General features: G+C 73.5%; 19 protein-coding genes and 1 other RNA gene. 11 read left to right on the top strand and 9 right to left on the bottom strand.

From position 1 onward, the window contains the following. A partial coding sequence (locus ACSW7Y_RS09180; RefSeq protein ID WP_438125994.1) for a hypothetical protein occupies nucleotides 1-186 on the top strand: 186 nt, incomplete at its 5' end. Nucleotides 187-199: 13 nt separating this feature from the next. Here the strand turns inward: ACSW7Y_RS09180 and ACSW7Y_RS09185 are convergent. The 6 genes from ACSW7Y_RS09185 to ACSW7Y_RS09210 form a co-directional block, all read right to left on the bottom strand. Then, entirely contained in the window at nucleotides 200-883 is a 684-nt protein-coding gene (locus ACSW7Y_RS09185; protein WP_438125995.1) for a DUF4232 domain-containing protein, read from the bottom strand. 1 nt (nucleotide 884) lies between these two features. Then, nucleotides 885-2,231 (bottom strand): sensor histidine kinase, encoded by a 1,347-nt coding sequence (locus ACSW7Y_RS09190; protein ID WP_438125996.1) that lies wholly within the window; start codon nucleotides 2,229-2,231, stop codon nucleotides 885-887. Continuing rightward, complete coding sequence (locus ACSW7Y_RS09195) at nucleotides 2,228-2,887, bottom strand: winged helix-turn-helix domain-containing protein (RefSeq protein ID WP_438125997.1); 660 nt, start codon at nucleotides 2,885-2,887, stop codon at nucleotides 2,228-2,230. Before ACSW7Y_RS09195 ends, ACSW7Y_RS09190 begins: the two co-directional genes overlap by 4 nt. A 93-nt stretch (nucleotides 2,888-2,980) precedes the next feature. Then, on the bottom strand, nucleotides 2,981-3,484 hold the full coding sequence (locus ACSW7Y_RS09200; protein WP_438125998.1) for a BLUF domain-containing protein: 504 nt from the start codon (nucleotides 3,482-3,484) through the stop codon (nucleotides 2,981-2,983). A 34-nt stretch (nucleotides 3,485-3,518) separates the two neighbouring features. After that, the gene (locus tag ACSW7Y_RS09205; RefSeq protein ID WP_438125999.1) at nucleotides 3,519-3,956 is read right to left on the bottom strand and encodes a hypothetical protein; all 438 of its coding nucleotides are present in this window, start codon (nucleotides 3,954-3,956) and stop codon (nucleotides 3,519-3,521) included. A 32-nt stretch (nucleotides 3,957-3,988) separates the two neighbouring features. Further along, nucleotides 3,989-4,834: a siderophore-interacting protein gene (locus ACSW7Y_RS09210; protein ID WP_438126000.1), complete on the bottom strand. Its 846-nt coding sequence runs from the start codon at nucleotides 4,832-4,834 to the stop codon at nucleotides 3,989-3,991. Nucleotides 4,835-4,906: 72 nt separating this feature from the next. On the opposite strand from ACSW7Y_RS09210, the gene ACSW7Y_RS09215 reads away from it, so the two are divergent. From ACSW7Y_RS09215 to ACSW7Y_RS09260, 10 genes are all read left to right on the top strand, one after another. Continuing rightward, nucleotides 4,907-5,581, top strand: a complete 675-nt coding sequence (locus ACSW7Y_RS09215) for a heme oxygenase (biliverdin-producing) (protein WP_438126001.1) — start codon at nucleotides 4,907-4,909, stop codon at nucleotides 5,579-5,581. Nucleotides 5,582-5,813: 232 nt separating this feature from the next. Further along, on the top strand, nucleotides 5,814-8,471 hold the full coding sequence (locus tag ACSW7Y_RS09220; protein ID WP_438126002.1) for a phosphoenolpyruvate carboxylase: 2,658 nt from the start codon (nucleotides 5,814-5,816) through the stop codon (nucleotides 8,469-8,471). 632 nt (nucleotides 8,472-9,103) lie between these two features. After that, complete coding sequence (locus tag ACSW7Y_RS09225; protein WP_438126003.1) at nucleotides 9,104-10,321, top strand: multidrug effflux MFS transporter; 1,218 nt, start codon at nucleotides 9,104-9,106, stop codon at nucleotides 10,319-10,321. Between the two features lie 134 nt (nucleotides 10,322-10,455). After that, nucleotides 10,456-10,794 (top strand): STAS domain-containing protein, encoded by a 339-nt coding sequence (locus ACSW7Y_RS09230; RefSeq protein WP_412880598.1) that lies wholly within the window; start codon nucleotides 10,456-10,458, stop codon nucleotides 10,792-10,794. Next, nucleotides 10,791-11,207 (top strand): ATP-binding protein, encoded by a 417-nt coding sequence (locus tag ACSW7Y_RS09235; protein ID WP_438126004.1) that lies wholly within the window; start codon nucleotides 10,791-10,793, stop codon nucleotides 11,205-11,207. Before ACSW7Y_RS09230 ends, ACSW7Y_RS09235 begins: the two co-directional genes overlap by 4 nt. A 102-nt stretch (nucleotides 11,208-11,309) precedes the next feature. Beyond that, nucleotides 11,310-12,293: an AraC family transcriptional regulator gene (locus ACSW7Y_RS09240; protein ID WP_438126005.1), complete on the top strand. Its 984-nt coding sequence runs from the start codon at nucleotides 11,310-11,312 to the stop codon at nucleotides 12,291-12,293. Between the two features lie 88 nt (nucleotides 12,294-12,381). Next, nucleotides 12,382-12,984, top strand: coding sequence for an RBBP9/YdeN family alpha/beta hydrolase (locus ACSW7Y_RS09245; protein WP_438126006.1), 603 nt, complete (start codon nucleotides 12,382-12,384; stop codon nucleotides 12,982-12,984). A gap of 118 nt (nucleotides 12,985-13,102) precedes the next feature. Next, entirely contained in the window at nucleotides 13,103-14,242 is a 1,140-nt protein-coding gene (locus tag ACSW7Y_RS09250) for a hypothetical protein (protein WP_438126007.1), read from the top strand. Between the two features lie 77 nt (nucleotides 14,243-14,319). Continuing rightward, a complete protein-coding gene (locus ACSW7Y_RS09255; RefSeq protein ID WP_438126008.1) occupies nucleotides 14,320-15,216 on the top strand; it encodes a Nif3-like dinuclear metal center hexameric protein in 897 nt (298 codons plus the stop codon). A gap of 2 nt (nucleotides 15,217-15,218) precedes the next feature. Then, entirely contained in the window at nucleotides 15,219-15,953 is a 735-nt protein-coding gene (locus ACSW7Y_RS09260; RefSeq protein WP_438126009.1) for a zinc ribbon domain-containing protein, read from the top strand. A gap of 60 nt (nucleotides 15,954-16,013) precedes the next feature. Here ACSW7Y_RS09260 and rnpB read toward each other — a convergent pair. The 3 genes from rnpB to map form a co-directional block, all read right to left on the bottom strand. Beyond that, nucleotides 16,014-16,368, bottom strand: an RNA gene (gene rnpB, locus ACSW7Y_RS09265) — RNase P RNA component class A. Nucleotides 16,369-16,577: 209 nt separating this feature from the next. Next, nucleotides 16,578-17,336 carry a polyphosphate--glucose phosphotransferase gene (gene ppgK / locus ACSW7Y_RS09270; RefSeq protein ID WP_438126010.1) on the bottom strand — a complete coding sequence of 253 codons (759 nt, stop codon included), beginning with the start codon at nucleotides 17,334-17,336 and terminating at the stop codon, nucleotides 16,578-16,580. Between the two features lie 22 nt (nucleotides 17,337-17,358). Further along, complete coding sequence (map, locus tag ACSW7Y_RS09275) at nucleotides 17,359-18,222, bottom strand: type I methionyl aminopeptidase (RefSeq protein ID WP_438126011.1); 864 nt, start codon at nucleotides 18,220-18,222, stop codon at nucleotides 17,359-17,361. Nucleotides 18,223-18,476 lie beyond the last annotated feature (254 nt).

Consider the following 18,476-nt stretch of genomic DNA (forward strand, 5'->3'; position numbering starts at 1 on the left):
GCACGGAGCGAGGCTCGCGCCGCCCTCCACGAACCCGCACGAGCCGGCGCCGCACGAGCCGAAGCGCACGCCGGCGCCGCACGAGCCGAAGCGCACGCCGCCGCGCACGACCACGCACGCGCACCGGTGCCCGACTGGGCCGCCCTGCGCGCCATCGTCGGTCAGCCCGGGACGGACCCGGCCTGACCGACGCGACCACTCACGCTCCCGGCTGCACCGCCTGCACCTGCAACTGCTGCACGCCCGAGGCCGTGCACGCCGACAGCTCCAGCTGCCCCGCGTCGAGGAACAGTGACTGCTTCGACCCCGGCGGGTACACCCGGAACCCGTCCGCCGTCGTGATCCCGCAGTCCTCGTAGTCGCGCGCCTGCGCCACGAGCAGCGTCGCGTGCGCCGTGCTGCCGGCGGCGATCGTGACCGTCCCGTGCGCACTCGAGCGGTCGAACGTCGCCGGCGCCCCGAGCTGCGTCCCGTTGCCCTTCCCCACGAAGGACACCCCCGGCCAGCCCTGCAGGGTGCACGGCGACGAGCCCGTGTTCCGGAAGACGATCTCGTACGCCTGGTGCCCCGCACTCCCGCCGCCGACCGCGGTCGTCAGCGACCCGTGCAGGTGCGTCGCGGTGCACGCACCCGAACGGAGCGACCCGGCACTCGACCCGCTGCCGCCGCCCGTCGCCGCCGATCCGGTCGCCGCTGACGCGGCCGTCGGACCGGAGGCACTGCTCGCGTCGGTCGCGGGCGCCGCGCTGGCGGCGCTGTGCGTCGTCCCCGTGGTCGGTCCCGCCTGCACGGCACCGCCGCTCGCACACCCGGCGAGGGCGACGAGGGCGATGATCCCCGCAGCCCCCGCGAACGCTGCGCTCTTCCACGTCGTGGTGGTCATCTCAGGCTCCTTCCTGTCTGCCTGCGTCCACGTTCCGCCCGCGTGCATGAGGTTTCGATGAGGTGCGGTCCCGACCCTGCCGGAACCGCACGACCACGGTCAGCCCGGGGCGCTCGGTGTCCTCCGGAGCGGTGGGCCGCAGGGAGAGCTCGGCCCGCTGCGCCCGCACCGCCCACTGCACGATCGCCAACCCGGTCCCCGTGCCGGACCCGCCGGTCGCTCCCGGACGCAGCGCCCGGCGCCGGGCTCGCGCGGGGATGCCCGGGCCGTGGTCCGCGACCCGCAGGACTCCGTCGTCGACCTGGACCGCGACCGGCGCAGCCCCGTGGCGTTCGGCGTTGGCGAGCAGGTTCTCCACGACCCGCTCGACCAGCTCCGGGTCCGCGTCCACCACCGTCGGCTTCGTCCGCAGGTCGATGTCCGCGTCGGCGGACGCCCCTGGCCCGACCGCCTCGACGTGGGCGATCACCGCACGTTCGACGACCCGGTCGAGCCGCACCTGCTCCGTCGACACCGCTGCCGGGCCGGCCGAGCGGGCGCGGAGCAGCAACCGCTCGGTCAACGCCACGAGCCGGTCCACCTGCCGCACCGTCTGCTCCGGCGGCGCCCGACGCTCGGCCAGCACCCGCAGCGTCGCGAGCGGGGTGCGGAGCTCGTGCGCGGCCTCCACCAGGAACTGCTCCTGCGCCTCCAGCCCCCGCACCGCCGGACGCACCGCGATCCCCGCGACGACGTGCGCGAACGCAGCGGCCGCGAGCGTCAGTGCCCCGGCCGCGAGCAGCAAACCCGTGCGGAGCTGCGTGTGCCCGACCGCGGCGGCCACGGGCTTGCCCGCGACGGCGATCCCACCCGTGTACCCGCCGTCCACGTAGGTCCCGAAGTCCGTGATCGTCGCCGCCGCCCAGTGCAGCTCGGGGCCGTCGGGAGACGAGGCCTCCGGTGCGACGAACGTCACCACCTGGTCACCTGCGTGCCGGGCGTCCGCGAGTGCTCGCCGCAGCACCGCGTCCGACGGCAGTGCGCCCTGCCCGGGTTGTGCGTACGCGATCTCCCGGTCCGTCACGAAGCCGTACACCGGCACGGACTCGGCGGCGTGGCTCTGTTGCACGGGTCCGAGACGGAGCGCCTGGTCCTCGCCGAAGGTGACGAGGTCCGCGAGCGTCTCGGCGCGCTGCCGGAGGTCGGTGTCGGTGGCCTCGCCGCGCGACGCGAGGTCGATCCGGAGCGCCGCGCCGACCAGCACCCCGAGGCACACAGCCGTCGCCGCGGCGAACACGAGCGTCGTCGTCCACCGGATGCGGGCGATCCGTCGGCGTGCCGGGTCCGACCGACGCCGGTCCCGGCTCACCCCGTCACCCGGTAGCCGACGCCCCGGACGGTCTCGATCAGATCGGGGCTCCCGAGCCGGCGCCGGAGCTGTCCGACGAGGACGTCGACCACGTTCGAGCCCGGTGCGCTCATCTCGTCCCAACCGCGCTCGAGCAACTCGGTGCGCCCGACCACCCGCCCGGTCGCGCCCAGCAGCACTTCGAGCACCGTGAACTCCTTCGCGGTGAGCGTCACCGGCAGTCCACCGCGCCGGACCTCGTGCCTGGCGGTGTCGAGTTCGAGGTCCCCGACCCGGAGCACCGGGGGAGCGAGGTCCACCGCCCGACGACCGAGCGCGCGGATCCTGGCGATCAGCTCTGCGAACGCGAACGGCTTGACCAGGTAGTCGTCGGCGCCGTGCTCGAACCCCGCGACCCGGTCGGACACGCGGTCCCGCGCGGTGAGCAGCAGCATCGGCGTGGTGTCCCCGGCCCGTCGCAGCGCATCGACCAGCCCGATGGCGTCGCCGTCCGGAACGGTGCGGTCGAGCACGAGGCAGTCGTAGTGGCTCACGGCACGCTGGAGGTCCGCGTCCCGCAGGGTCCCCACGTGGTCGACGACGAACCCCTCGTCGCGCAGGCCCTCGACCACCGCGGCGCCGAGTTCCACGTCGTCCTCGAGCAGCAGCACCTTCACGCCGACACGCTACGTCCTCTGGACGCCGTGCGACCGGGAACCGATCGGTCGGGTGCGACCGCGGCGGACGATCCGGCACGGGGAGGTGCGCGGTCAGCCCTCGGGCTGCGCCGTCGCCCGCTCGGTGCCTCCCGGGCGGGTGACCCGGAACCACCGGACGAGCTCGCGCAGCGCGGGGACGACGGGTCCGGCCGCGTGGTCGTCCGGGAGGAAGTCGATGTCGTCGAAGGTCGTCCGGTACCCGGGGACGTCGGCGTGCTGCAGGGCGTCCTCGGCGGCGTAGCCCATGGTCCAGCCGGGGAACTGCCGCTCCGGTACCTGCTCCTCGAGCAGCACGGTCACGTGGTCGTGACGCGGGTCCTCGGTGATGAAGGTCATCTTCTCGCGCACCGCCGCCTCCGGACCTTCGAGCAACTGCAGGAACCGGTGGTCCTTGTAGAGCAGGAGCCCCGTGATCCCCACGGACTCGTTCGCCGTGCGGGCGTGCGCGAGCAGCTCGTCGAGTGCGTCGAGCCCGAACCCGACGACCGCGCGGCTGGAGTACACCAGCGACAGCAGGGGTCCGTCGGTGGCGCGGTCGACCGGTTCGCTCGTCATGCCGCCATCCAACCCGGGCCGTGTCGGCGGACCCTCAGCGCCGTCCGACGACCGCACCGTCCGACCGGGCCTCGTCGCTGGCCAGTCGTCGGCGGAGCACCAGCCCGACCACGAGGCCCCCGAGCACGCCAGCCGCCGTGAGGCCGCCGCCCACCCAGGTCGTGACGACCGTCCGGTGGCCGAGCAACGCGTCGAGCAGGAGTCCGAGGCCCACCACGCCCGCCGTCAGCAGCACGGCGAGCACCGGCTCCGGCCACCTCGGTGCCGGTGCCGACGGATCCCGAGGCGGGAGGCCGCGATCGACTCGTCCCCGAGCAGCGAGCTGGCGGTCCCGGACGACGAGACCGATGATCGGCCCCCATGCCGTGACCGCGGACTGGTTGCCCTCCGGGTTGACGATCGCCGTCACCGCGATGGTCGCGACGGCACCCCCGACGTACCACCACGGCAGCACCTGTCGCAGCGGGAGCACCCAGCGGCCGCCTGATCCCCTCCCGTCGTCGCTCACTCCTCGAAGATCACCCCGATCGGCTCGCGCTTCTCCTCCTGGAAGCGGTCCTCCGCGCGCCCGAGCGCCCAGTACGCCGACAGCGACAGCTCGGGCTTCTCGAGTCCCCAGTCGTCCTGCAGCAGGCGACGGACCGCCTTCATCGCGGTCCGCTCGCCGTGCGCGAACACCTGCACCGGCCGGGAGGGACGGGGCAGCGTCCGCGCCGCCTCCAGCAGCAGGGTGCCCGGCTCGGCGCCGGTGGCGTCGCGGTGCAGCCACCGCAGGTCCACGCCGGTCGGGTGCGCGATCGGCTGCTCGTCGTCGGGACCGGCCACCTCGACCAGGGCGATGCCCGTGGCGGAGGCGTGCAGTGCCTCCAGGGCGGACCCGATGGCCGGCAGGGCGCTGTCGTCGCCGAGGAGGACGTGCGTGACCGCGGGGTCGGAGGACGGCGTGTAGCCGCCGCCCGGGCCGGACAGCGCGAGTCGGTCGCCGGGGCGTGCCGCGGCGGCCCACGGGCCGGCGAGCCCCTCGTCGCCGTGCACCACGAAGTCGATCGCGATGGTCCCGGCCGCGTGGTCGATGCTCCGGACGGTGTACGTGCGGCGGGCCGGGCGGTCCTCCTTCGGCAGCGTCGCGCGGAGTCCGTCGAGGTCGTACGGCGGTTCCAGGCCGAGCCCGGGCTTCGCGAGGAGCAGCTTGACGTAGCGGTCGGTCGCCGCGATGCGGTCGGGGTCCGCACCGGCCACGAAGTCGGCGAAGGCGGGGCCGCCGAGGTGCACCCGCACCATGTGGGGGCTCAGGCGCTCCGTGCGGTCGACGACGAAGACGTGCTGGGGGCGGTTCGGCTTGGGACTCATCGGGGACGAGTCTCCTCTCGTTTCCTCGGGCGTGACGCTTGACTGTCCAGGAGGTGAGGTTAGCCTTACCTCATGGACACCATCGTCACGCCGTTCTCGGAGCTGCTGCGCCGCCGCACCCGGCGGGCCGGCGGTTCCGCGACGGGGGACGGGCTCCTGCACGACCTCGCGGCCGGGACGTGCGAGGTGGCGGACCACGCGGACCTGCTCGGCCAGTACGCGTTCGTGTACGACGCCCTCGAGCGCGCCGCGGAGCGGATGGTGGACCACCCGGTCGTGGCACCGTTCGTGACGCCGCAGCTCACGCGGATGCCCGCGATCCGCGCGGACCTGGAGTACCTCATCGGGCCGGACTGGTCCGAGTTGGTGTGCCCCCTGCCGGCCACGACCGCCTACGTCCGGCGGCTCAACGAGGTCGCGGCGACCTGGCCGGGTGGTTTCGTCGCGCACCACTACACGCGCTACCTCGGCGACCTGTCCGGCGGTCGTGCGATCGGCACGGTCCTGAGCGACCGGTTCGGCTTCGAGACGAACGGCGTGCTCTTCTGGATCTGTGAGCAGGTCGCCGACCCGGCCGCGTTCGGGGACACGTACCGCGACCAGCTCGACCGGGCCCCGTGGGACGCCGACGAGCAGGAGCGGGTGATCGCCGAGGTCGAGACCGCCCACGCGCTCGACCGACGGCTCCTCGCCGAACTCGAGGCGCTCCGGACGCCGGCAGCCGCTCCGCGCGCGGTCCACGCCTGACGCGCGCCCTCCGACCCGCCGGGACCGCGGCGCACGGCGACTGCAGGGGTGCTCCTGCCGCGTGCCACGGTCCCGGCGCCCTGTTGCCGCCGTGGCCACGGTCGCGGCCGCTGCCGCTGGTGGTACCGGTGGGGCCGCTGGTCCGTCCGGACGGTTGTCGTCACCGGTCCCGGTGGCCCGATACGCTGCTGGGATACCGGGGCCCGCCCCCGGCAGACCCGGAAAGGACGACATGACGGCGATCGACGGCCAGACGCGTCACGGACGCGCCAGGGACGACGTGAGCGGAGCGGTCGACAGCGACCTCCGCGCCGACGTCCGCTACCTCGGCAACCTGCTCGGGCGGGTGCTGCGCGAGGTGGGCGGCGACGACCTCCTGCACGACGTGGAGACCCTGCGAGCCGCGGTGATCGAGGCCTACGAGGGGTCCGGCGCCGCGGGCGCCGCCCGGGCCGAGGAGCTCGTCGCGGGCATGTCCGCCGAGCGGGCCGAGGCCGTCGCGCAGGCGTTCACCACGTACTTCCACCTGACGAACCTCGCTGAGGAGCACCACCGCGTGCGCGTGCTCCGGCAGCGCGGCGACGACGGCGGGCTCCCGGGTGACTCGTTCCCGGCGACGTACGGCTCGCTCGTCGAGCAGGTCGGCGCCGACGAGGCGGCGGCACGGCTCGAGGGCCTGCGGTTCCACCCGGTCCTCACCGCGCACCCGACCGAGGCCCGCCGTCGTGCGGTCACCACGGCCGTCCGGCGCATCACCGACCTGATCGACGAGCGCGACCGCTCGCGGAACGCCACCGCGCGCGCCGAGAACGAGCGGCGTCTCCTCGAGGAGATCACCACGCTCCTCCGGACCTCGCCGCTCCGGACCACCCGGCCGACCCCGCTCGACGAGGTCCGGACGGCCATGAGCGTCTTCGACCAGACGCTCTTCGAGATCGTCCCGCAGGTGTACCGCCTGCTCGACGACCGTCTGCAGGGCGACGACGCCGGGCGTGCCCCGGTGGTCGCTCCGGCGTTCGTCCGCTTCGGGACCTGGATCGGCGGCGACCGCGACGGCAACCCGCACGTGACGGCCGACGTCACCCGACAGGCCGCCGAGATCGCGTCCGAGCACATCCTGCTCGGCCTCGCGCGTGCCGCGACCCGCATCGGCAGCGCCCTCACCCTCGACGCGAGCGAGACACCGGCGGACGCCGGACTGACCGCGCTCGTCGCCGAGCAGGAGCGCCTCGACCCGGCCGTCGCCGAGCGGATCGGCGTCCGTGCCCCGAACGAGACCCACCGGCGGGCGCTGCTGTTCGTGGCGGCCCGCATCCGTGCCACGCGTCGCCGTGACGAGCGCACCGCCTACGCGAGCCCCGAAGAGCTCCTCGCCGACCTCCGGACGATCCAGGCCTCGCTCGTCGCCGCCGGTGCCGTGCGCCCGGCGAACGGAGAGCTCCAGAACCTGGTCTGGCAGGTCGAGACCTTCGGGTTCCACCTCGCCGAGCTCGAGGTCCGTCAGCACTCGCAGGTGCACCGCAACGCCCTCGCCGAGATCCGCGCGGGTGGCGAGCTGAGCGACACGACGCAGGAGGTCCTGTCGGTCTTCCGGACCATCGCGGACCTCCAGGCCAGGTTCGGCGTGCGGGCCGCGCACCGGTACATCGTGTCGTTCACGCAGTCCGCGGCGGACCTGGCGAACGTGCACGAGCTCGCGGTCGCCGCGCTCGGGTCGGCCGAGGCGGCACCGGTGCTCGACGTCATCCCGCTGTTCGAGACCTTCGCCGACCTGCACGCCAGCGTCGACGTCCTCGACGAGGCCGTCCGTACCGAGCCGTTCCAGCGCCGACTCGCAGCGACCGGGCGTCGGCTCGAGGTCATGCTCGGCTACTCGGACTCGTCGAAGGACGTCGGCCCGGTGTCCGCGAACCTCGCGCTCTACGACGCACAGGCCCGCATCGCCGACTGGGCGTCCGCGAACGACGTCGAGCTGACGCTGTTCCACGGCCGTGGCGGGTCGCTCGGGCGTGGCGGCGGGCCCGCCAACGAGGCCGTCCTCGCGCAGCCGCCGGGATCGATCGACGGACGACTCAAGCTCACCGAGCAGGGCGAGGTCATCTTCGCCCAGTACGGCGACCAGGACATCGCGGCGCGGCACCTCGAGCAGATGGCCTCCGCCACGCTGTTCGCGTCGTCGCCCTCGAACGAGCAGCGCACCGCGGCGGCGGCCACCGAGTTCGCCGACCTCGCGCAGCAGCTCGACGACGTGTCGCGTCGGGCGTTCTACGACCTGGTCAAGGCGGACGGGTTCGCACCGTGGTTCGCCCGGGTCACCCCGATGGAGGAGCTCGGACTGCTGCCCCTCGGCTCGCGTCCGGCCCGCCGTGGGCTGTCGGTCGAGTCCCTCGAGGACCTCCGGGCGATCCCGTGGGTGTTCTCGTGGACCCAGGCACGGATCAACCTCGCCGGCTGGTACGGGCTCGGCTCTGCGCTCGAGGCCGTCGGGGACGTCGACGTGCTCCGCCGTGCCGCCGCCGACTGGCCGCTGTTCGGCGCGATGATCAAGAACGTCGAGATGTCGCTCGCGAAGACCGACGAGTACATCGCCGGGCGCTACCTCGAGCTCGCCGACCGCGACGACCTCGCCGCGCGCGTGCTCGACGAGATGCGGCGCACGCGGGCCTGGGTGCTTCGGATCTCCGGGGGCGCCGACGTCCTCGAGGACCGCCCCGTCCTCGCCCGCGCCGTCCGGCTCCGCAGCCCGTACGTCGACGCGCTCTCGCACCTGCAGCTCCGGGCGCTCCGGTCGATCCGGACGAGCGGCAGCACCGACCCGACGGACCGCGACCACCGGCTGCTCCTGCTGACCGTGAACGGCATCGCCGCCGGCCTGCAGAACACCGGCTGATCCCGGCGGCTGCGGCTGCGGCTGCTCCACGAAACGCGCGCGCTCCGACGTCCCACCCGTCGATCGACGCGCGTTTCGTCGTGTGCGGCGCGCGTGTCACTTCGCCCGTCGCTGTCGAACGACCGGACCGCTGCCGCACGACAGCGACCGCGTCGCTGATTGCGCGTGCAATCATTCGCGCAGCGAAGGGACGACGTCGTCGTCGTCGTACGACACACGACCGTGGCGCCCCCCGGCGCCCACGCAACCGCCTGGAGGCGCGGCGCGCGTCCGGCGGACCGGCACCGGTCCTCCAGGCTGGTCCTGGTCCTGGTCCTGGTCCTGGTCCTGGCCGCGGCCGGTCCACCAAACGCGCGCGTGACGACGTCCCACCTGTCGATGGACGCGTGCTGCGTCGGAACGCGCGCGTTCCGGAGGCCCGCCCGGCGTCACGCCCTCGGCGCCCACGCGACCGCCTGGAGGCGCGGCGCGCGCCCGGCGGACCGGCACCGGTCCTCCAGGCTGCCGCCGTCCCACGAAGCGCGCGCGGTGCGACCTCCCGCGCGTCGATCGACGCGTGTGGCGTCGGAACGCGCGCGTCCCATCAGCCGTTCTCCTTGTCGAATCGATTCGAGGCGGCGTAGCGTGGCCGCGTGACGACGGAGCGCAGCGCAGAACCGACGACCACCCAGCGGGGAGCGCTGCCGCCCATCGTGCCGCTGGCGCTCATCGTCGGGGTCTCGCCGTTCGCCACGGACATGTACATCCCGGCGCTCCCGGCCATCGCCCGTGACCTCGCGACCACGCCCGGCGCCGTGCAGCTGTCCCTGACCGCGTTCCTCGTCGCGTTCGCCGTCGGACAGCTGCTCGCGGGCCCGGTGAGTGACGGGATCGGACGACGACCGATGCTGCTGGTCGGCACCGCCGTGTTCGTCCTCGCGTCCGTCGGGTGCGCCCTCGCTCCCGATGCCGTGACGCTCGTCGTCGCGCGGGTGCTCCAGGGCCTGGCAGGAGCGGCGGGGGCGGTCGCCGGTCGGGCGATGGTGTCCGACGTCACGGCGGGTCCCCGGATGGCGAAGGTGTTCGGCACCCTTGCGGCGATCAACGCGATCGGTCCGGTGGTCGCACCGCTGGCCGGGGGAGCCGTGCTGACGGCCGCGAGTTGGCGGCTCATGTTCGTCGTGCTCGCGGTGCTCGGTGCCGTGTTCTTCGTGCTGGTCGTCCTGCGGTTCCGGGAGACCCTGCCCCGGGAGCGCCGCGGCGGTGTCGGGCTCGGCGCCAACTGGGCGCGCATCCGGCAGCTCATGGCAATCGGACGGTTCCGCGCCTACGTCCTCACCGGGGTGCTCTCCACGATCGGGTTCTTCGCCTACATCGCCACGAGCTCGTTCGTCTTCCAGACCCAGTACGGCTTCAGCGAGGGCCTGTACACGCTCGTGTTCGCCACCAACGCCTCGATGATGATCGTGACGACGCTCGTGTTCCGCAGGGTGGTCGGGCGCTGGTCGGAGGACGGGTTGCTCTCGTTCGGGCTGGCCGTCGGGACGCTCGGCGCGCTCGGGGTCCTGACGTCGGCGCTGCTCGGCCTCGGACCGGTCCCGGTCTGGTGTTCGCTCGCCGTGGTGACCGGTGGGTGGGGCTTCGTGCTCCCGGCGGCGATGACCCGCACCCAGCACGTCGGGGCGGCGCACCCGGGGACCGCGGCGGCGCTCCAGGGCGGCCTGACGTTCGGGCTCGGCGGTCTCGGGACGCCCCTCGCAAGCGCGCTCGGGGGCACCGCGCTGGCGATGGGGTCGGTCATGGCGGTGCTCATGGCCGCGGCGGTCGTCGTGCAGCTGGTCGCGACGCGCCGGGCCCGCGCTGACGCGTGACGGGGCGGGCCGGCGCGGCAGCGTGACGCACCGGTCGACTCGACACGCGGCGGGACCGTGGCTGCCCCGACCCGGGCAGCCCGGTAGGTTCGACCCGGTAGGTTGCGAGCACGAACCGAAGGGGAGCGCACCGGATGGACATCGTCGTACACGAGGCATCAACGAACACAGCCGTCCTGGAGTGCAGCGGCCGACTCAACATGGTGTCCGCTCCGGCGTTCCGCGAGCGGGTGGCCGAGGTCGTCGGGGGTGGGCGCGCGAACCTCGCTGTCGAGCTCTCCGGTGTCGACTTCATGGACTCGTCCGGTCTCGGCGCACTGGTCGGATCCCTCAAGACCGCTCGGCAGGCCGGGGGAGACCTCCGCATCGCTGCACCGTCCGAGCAGGTGCAGATGGTCCTCAAGCTGAGCAACATCGACAAGATCCTGCGGACGTACCCCAACGGGGACGCCGCGGTGTCCGACTGGCTGTGACCACGGCGACCGGCGCGCACCGCGTCGAGTTGGACTGTCCGCCGGACGACGTCACGGCGGTGCACGAGTTCCTGGCCCGCGTCTGGCAGGCGGAACCGTCCGTGTCGGCGGAGGACCGGATGGCCCTCGAACTCGCGCTCGTCGAGCTGACGTCGAACGTGATCGAGCACGCGGGCCGCGGGCGCCAGCTCGCGTGCCGCGTCGACCTCTCCTGCTCGTCCGACGGCTACACCGCGGTGGTGAGCGACGACGGTGCCCCCGCCGGGATCGACCCCGCTGCGGCCGAGCTGCCGGACGACCTCGCCGAGAGCGGTCGTGGTCTGGCGCTCGTCAAGATGGTCGTCGACGACCTCCGGTACGACCGGGTGGACAACCGGAACCGCTGGTCACTGCAGCGCGCCCGGCGCGACTGAGCTTCGCTCGACAGGTCCACGGACCGCACTCCTCGGGCCGTTTCCCGCAAGCGGTCGGCACCGATTGCCGGAACCGCGACCCGCCGTGCGACGCTTCGGACGATGAGCACCGCCGCTGCCGACGACGCACGGGTCGATCGAGACCCCCGGTCCTCCTTCGACGTGTCCGGCGCACATCCGGACGAAGCCGTCCGGATGTACGAGGAAGCCTACGAGGGCGCCGGATTCTCGGCTGATCGGACCGACCGTCCGTTCGGCTACCGCTTCAAGGTCATCGGCGACGACACCATGACCTTCCGGTCCACCCGCTTCGACGGGCGCATGCGCGGTGAGGTCGAGGTCAAGGACGAGTACGTCGTGATGTGGACCGCGGAGGGCGGCGGCCGCGTCGACGTCGGCCGCGACGAGGTGGCCTTCGGACCGCGGGCGCCGATGATGTTCCCGTCCGGTCGGCCGTTCGTGTTCGACCTCGCCGACCTCCGGCAGAGCCTCGTGCAGTTCGACCGGCGCTACCTCGAGCGCGTCGCGGCCGAGGTGCACGGGGTCCAGCCCGGGCCGCTCGTGTTCGACCACGCCCGCACGCCGGACCCGGCCGACCTCCGCGCCTGGAACGCCCACGTGCAGCGGGCCGCCCGCATCGTCCTCGGCCCGGCGCCGCTGTCCGAGCTCGCGCTGGCGGGGACGACCCGGGAGACCGCGTACGCCCTGCTCCGCACGTTCCCGCACACCGTCCTCGCCCCGGAGGTCCCGCTGCCGCAGGGAGCGACCGGACGGGTACGGACGGCCATCGAGTACATGCACGCCTCAGCCCACACGCCGATCACGACGACGGACGTCGCGGAGCGGGTGGGGCTCAGCGTCCGAGGGCTGCAGCAGGCGTTCCAGCGCCAGGTCGGGACCGCACCGAACGCGATGCTGCGGGGCATCCGGCTCGACCGGATCCACGACGAGCTGGAACGTGCCCGACCAGGCGAGACGACGGTCGCGTCCGTCGCCGTCCGGTGGGGGTTCGCGCACCTCGGCCGGTTCTCCGCCGCCTACGCGCGCCGTTTCGGCGAGTACCCCCGCGACACCCTGCAGCGCTGACCGCCCCGGCCGGAGGCGGCGACCGCGCAGCCGTCAGCGCGGCGACCGGCCGCTGCGCAGCGCCTGCGTCGACCGCTACGCTGCCCCCGTGCAGCGACCGCGACCGTGGGTGATCGTGCCCGGCATCTGGAACTCCGACCCCGACCACTGGCAGTCCCGGTGGCAGGCCGACCGCGAGGCCGAGGACGGACGCGTCGTGCGGATCGCCCCGGCATCGTGGTCCCACCCGGACCCCGAGGACTGGCAGGCGGCGATCACGTCCGCGGTCGCATCACTCGACCCGGAGGACGGTCCGCCGGTCCTCGTCGCGCACAGCCTCGGCGTCCTCGCCGCCGCGCAGTGGTTGTCCGACCACGAGAGCGTGGCGCGCGGGCTGTCCCGCCCCGGACCCACGCCGCTCCCCGTCGCGGGAGCACTCCTCGTCGCACCCCCTGATCCGGAGGCGGAGGGGTTCCCGCCGGGGGCCCACGGCTTCACGGCACCGACACGCCCCGCGGCGGTCGACAACGTGCACCTCGTGGTCAGCGACGACGACCCGTACTGCTCGGCGGCGCGTGCCGTCGCGTTCGCCACGACGCTCGGCGCGACCGTGCACCGCTTCGGAGCGGTGCAGCACGTGAACGTCGCCTCCGGAGTCGGCGCCTGGAGTGCCGGGAGGGCGCTGCTCAGCACGATCGACCGACCGGTCTGACGGCGTCCAGGGTCGACCCGCCCGACGCGCCGCTCACGTCCGGGTGACATGGCAGCGGATTTCGCGACACTCCGCGGATCTCCCACGGTTCGACGGCTCCGATATTTACTGTTCGGGCATGGAGACGCAGTCCGGTGCACGCACCCCCCTCGTCGACCCCTTCGGTCGCGAGCTCGAGGAGTGGCTCCGTGATGCCCCGGCGACGCGCGCACCGTACTTGGCGGACCTCGTCGTCCCGCCGGTCACCGGGCCCGTGCAGCGACCGGACGCCGCGGCGCTGACCGCTCCGATCGCCGAGTCGACGGCCGACACGGACGCAGACACAGACGCCGCCGCTGCGGCCGAGCACGTGACCGCCGCCGGCGCGCTCGCCACCCGCGCAGCCACCACCGACACCGACACCGGTGCCACCGCCGAGGCGTTCCGCCGCCCTCGCGACCGCGCCCGTCACGCCGCGTGCACCCCGGCGTTCCCGGAACCGCCCGCACGTCTCGCCCTCCGCATCGACGAGCTCGCGATCGAGGTCGACGCCGCGAGCGGACGTCCCACGATCGAGCGCATCGTGCTCCTCGAGGACGAGGTCCGTCGTCGCGACGAGGACCTCGCACGCCTCGCGGCGTGGGAGGTCACCGTCGCCGAACTCGACGACCCCGAGGTGCGCGCCGCCCGCGAGTTCGCCCGCACCGTCTTCGCCGACCTCCTGGCCGACGCCGCCGTCGAGGCGGTCCGGCGTCAGCAGGCCGCTGCGCGCCGTGCTGCCACGGGACCGGTCCCGACCGTCGTGGGTCCCGCGCACCCGATCGCCAAGCATGCCGCCGCGACGGTGCCGGCTCGACCGCGGCCCGCGGCGCCGGGCGTCGCTGCGACCGACGCCGCCACCGCCGTGGTCCTCGAGCCGACCGCCGCCACCGCCGCGCTCATCGAGCCGGAGCGCGCTCCGGAACCCGTCGCCGAACGCGACGAACCCGTCCGACCCGCACCGGGCCTCCTGGCCGTCACGCCGGTGTCCGCGAACACGCGACCGACGCCGCTCGTCCAGCCCGCCACCGGGCCCACCGTCATCGACCGCCAGGCGTTCGCCGCTGCGCTGACCGCGCACGTCGGTGCCACGGCGAGCACGCCGGTCGTCCTGCCCGAGGCCGCGCGTCCCGACGACGCGCAGGCGGCCCCGGAGACCGCCCCGCAGGAGCAGGGCCCGTCGGTCAGGTGGTGGCAGCGGCTCGTCGCCCGCGTCCTGCGGGCGCTCGGCCGCGCCTGAGGTGCTGCCTGGAGGCACGGATCGCCCGGGCACCGCGGCCCGCGTGGTGCGCGTGCTCGGCTCGGTAGACTGACGGGATGCCGAAGCTCCGCGAGATCCAGGACGTCGTCGAGCAGCTGTGGCCGTCCGCCGGGGCGGAGTCGTGGGACGCGGTCGGCCTCGTCGCCGGTGACCCGGACGCCGACGTGCAGCACGTGCACCTCGCCGTCGACGCCGTCCCCGCGACCGCTGCCGAGACGGTCGCACTCGGGGCGGACCTGCTCCTGACGCACCACCCGCTGCTGCTCCGCGGCGTGACGACCATCGCCGAGTCGACCTACAAGGGCTCCGTCCTCGCGACCCTCGTCCGCGGCGGCGCCGGGCTCCTGGCCGCGCACACCAACGCCGACGTCGTGACCACCGGCACGTCCGCCGTGCTCGCCGACCGACTCGGTCTGACCGACCAACGACCGATCGACCCCGCTGCCGATCCCGCGACGGGGATCGGTCGGGTCGGCACGCTCGCCGAGCCCACCACGCTCGGCGCGCTCGCCCGGACCCTCGTCGACCTGCTGCCCGGCACCGCCACCGGCGTCCGCGTGTCCGGCGGGTACGACGACCCGATCCGGACCGTCGCGCTCTGCGCCGGCGCGGGCGATTCGCTGCTCGGGCACCCCGCCGTCCTCGGCGCCGACGTCTACGTCACGAGCGACCTCCGTCACCACCCGGCGTCCGAGTTCCGCGAGCAGGCGCAGCTCGCCGCGGGGCCCGCGCTCATCGACACCTCGCACTGGGCCACCGAGTGGCTGTGGCTCGACGTCGCCGCGTCGGAACTCGCGGCCGCCGCCGGGGTCCGTGTCACCGTGAGCGACCTCCGGACCGACCCGTGGGACTTCGCCGTCCTGCCGGCGGCCGAACCGTCCGAGCCGACCGCAGCAGCCGCCGTTCCGACCGGGGCCGCAGCCGAACCCGCCACCGAAGCAGAAGGAGCCTGACCGTGAAGGCAGCACCCGAGGACCAGGTCATCCTCCTCGACGTCCAGCGACTCGACAACGACGTGACCCGCATCGAGCACCGCATCACCGCGCTCCGCAAGGGCGACCAGCTCACCGAGCTCAGCACGAAGGCGGCGAAGCTCCGTGGTGAGCTCGCCGCCGCGACGGGGCTCGTGGAGGACGCGGAACGCGAACTCGCCCGCCTCGAGTCGGACACGGCGATCGCGCAGGCCCGGGTCGAGCGCGACACCACCCTCCTGCAGAACGTCGCCAACGCCAAGGACGCGGCGGGTCTGCAGAGCGAGCTCGACTCGTTGCAGCGGCGCATCGGCGACCTCGAGACGAGCGAGCTCGAGGTCATGGAGCAGCTCGACGGCCTCCGCGCCCGGGTCGGCGACATCGAGGCGCAGCTCGCCGACGCCGACGCCGCGCGCGCCGGACTCGTCGCCGAGCGGGACACCGAGATCGCACGGCTCGAGGGCGACCGGACCTCCGCAGTACAGGCCCGTGCGGACGTCGCCGCGAAGGTGCCGGCGGACCTCCTGGCGCTGTACGACCGGCAGCGCGCCCGGTACGGCTTCGGTGCATCGCTCCTGCAGGGCGGCGTGTCCACCGCCTCCGGCGTGACCCTGACCAACTCGGACCTGCAGTCGATCCGTGCCGCAGCGCCGGACGACGTCGTGCTCTGCCCGGACAGCGACGCGATCCTCGTGCGCACGCCCGAGTCGGGGCTGTAGACCCGGCCGTCGGAACGACGGGAGGCCCGGTGCCAGCTGGCACCGGGCCTCCCGTCTGAGCGAACGGGCCGGCCGTACGCCGGGTTCTGTCCCGCTCTCGCGGTGACGGCCATCTCTCTCGGACCGACGTTGCCGTCGGCCTCCAGCGGTCCACCCGAGGACTCAGCGAGCAGCCTCGTCGTCCTCTGTCTGACCTTGCTCCGGGCGAGGTTTACCGAGCGGATCCGGTCACCCGGACCCCTGGTGGTCTCTTACACCACCGTTTCACCCTTACCGACGTCGCCGCCGGCGGTCTGCTTTCTGTGGCACTGTCTCGCGGATTGCTCCGGGTGGGTGTTACCCACCGCCCTGCTCTGTGGAGCCCGGACGTTCCTCGGCACTCCCGGGGGAGTGACGCGACCGTCTCACCGACCCGTTCGCACGGAAAGTCTAGCGGTGCCGCCGCCCTGGCTCCGCGAGGTTCCGAAATTGTGGCATCTCGACGCGCTGGGCGCCCGTCGATGGAACCTCGACGCTTCACCGGCGGCAAGTCGCGGAACCTCGGCGCGACGCCTGAGCCGCGCGGCGCTCTTCCGCCGCCGTCGACCGTGGCAGCGACCCCGCCACGGCCGACGCCGCGGCGGGCTACGCCTGCTGCTGCGACCGCGCGGCGAGCGTCGCCGCGCCGATGATGCCCGCGTTGTTGCGGAGCGTCGCGGGGATGATGCCCGCCTGCAGGTCGAGCAGCGGCAGGAACTCCTCGTGGTGCTTCGACACGCCGCCGCCCACGACGAAGAGTTCGGGGGAGAGGAGCGCCTCGAGCGTCGAGTAGTACTTCTGCAGCCGTTTCGCCCAGTGCTTCCACGACAGGTCGTCCCGCTCCTTCGCCGCGAAGGAGGCCTTCGTCTCGGCGTCGTGGCCGTCGATCTCGAGGTGCCCGAGCTCCGAGTTCACGATGAGCACGCCGTCGTTGATGAGCGCCGTGCCGATCCCGGTGCCGAGGGTCGTGACGACGACGAGGCCGTCCTTGCCCTTCGCCGCGCCGAACTGCTGCTCGGCGAACCCGGCGGCGTCGGCGTCGTTCACGAAGTGGATCGAGCGGCCGAGCTCCTTCTCGAAGAGCGCCTCGGCCTCGAAGCCGATCCACTTCTTCGACACGTTCGCCGCCGACATGGTCTTGCCGTCGCGGACGATCGCCGGGAAGCACACGCCCACCGGCACGTCCGCCGCCGGCGCGAGCTCGTCGAGGATCGACTTCGCGACCGCGACGATGTCGTGCGGCTTGCCGCCCTCGGGAGTGGCCTTCTTGATCCGGTCGGTCTGGAGTTCGCCGGTGGAGACGTCGACGATCGCGCCCTTGATGCCCGTACCGCCGATGTCGACGCCGACTGCGAGGGTGGTCATGAGGAGCCTTTCGGTAGGGAGGTCAGGAGACGGTCAGGAGCTCGGCGCCGCGCTCGGTGACGACGAGGGTGTGCTCGAACTGCGCGGTCCACGACTTGTCGCGGGTGGAGACGGTCCAGTCGTCCGACCAGATGTCCGCCTCGATCCCGCCGAGGGTCAGCATCGGCTCGATCGTGAACACCATGCCCTCCTCGATGACGGTGTCGTGGTGGGGCGCGTCGTAGTGCGGGATGATCAGGCCGGAGTGGAACGCCCGTCCGACCCCGTGTCCCGTGTAGTCGCGGACGACGCCGTAGCCGAAACGCTTCGCGTACGCCTCGATGGCACGGCCGATCACGTTCACCTGCCGACCGGGGGCGACGGCCTTGATGCCGCGGCGGAGTGCCTCCTCGGTGCGGGTGACGAGGTCCTGCACCTCCGGGGCGGCTTCGCCGACGAGGAACGTCCGGTTCGTGTCGCCGTGCATCCCGTCCTTGTAGGCGGTGATGTCGATGTTGACGAGGTCGCCCTCCTGCAGCACGGTGTCGTCCGGGATCCCGTGGCAGATGACCTCGTTGAGGCTCGAGCACAGCGACTTCGGGTACCCGCGGTAGCCGAGCGTCGACGGGTAGGCACCGTGCGACACGACGAACTCGTGGCCGATGCGGTCGAGCTCGTCGGTCGTGACACCCGGGCGGATCGCTGCGCCGACGGCGTCGATCGCCTGCGAGGCGATGCGTCCGGCGGTCCGGATCCGCTCGACCTCCTCTGCGGTGTAGGTGTCACCGTGGCCGTGCTCGTCGGGTTCGGCGCGTCCGACGTACTCGGGCCGTTCGATGTCCTTCGGGACGGGTCGCTGCGGGGAGATCCGGCCGGCGGTCAGGTGTCCGTGTGCGTCCCGGGGCATGCCGACCACTCTATCCGGGCGCGCGGCACGCGCCTGTCGGGCGGCGGTGCGCGGCGCGCGGCGCACTGCCGGCTGGCATCGAAGTGTCGTGTCCAGCGACGAGTCTCGTGCTCGGCAGCACGAGACTCGTCGCTCACCACGTGACGCATCGCTCACCACGGGGCGAGCCGCGTTCGTCACGGGGGTAGGGACGCCCGACACGCACCGTGCGCCACGCCGGAGACGCGGCCGCCTGGAGGCCCGGTGCCGGCACG

The sequence above is a fragment of the Curtobacterium flaccumfaciens genome (assembly GCF_051548005.1).
GTDB lineage: Bacteria > Actinomycetota > Actinomycetes > Actinomycetales > Microbacteriaceae > Curtobacterium.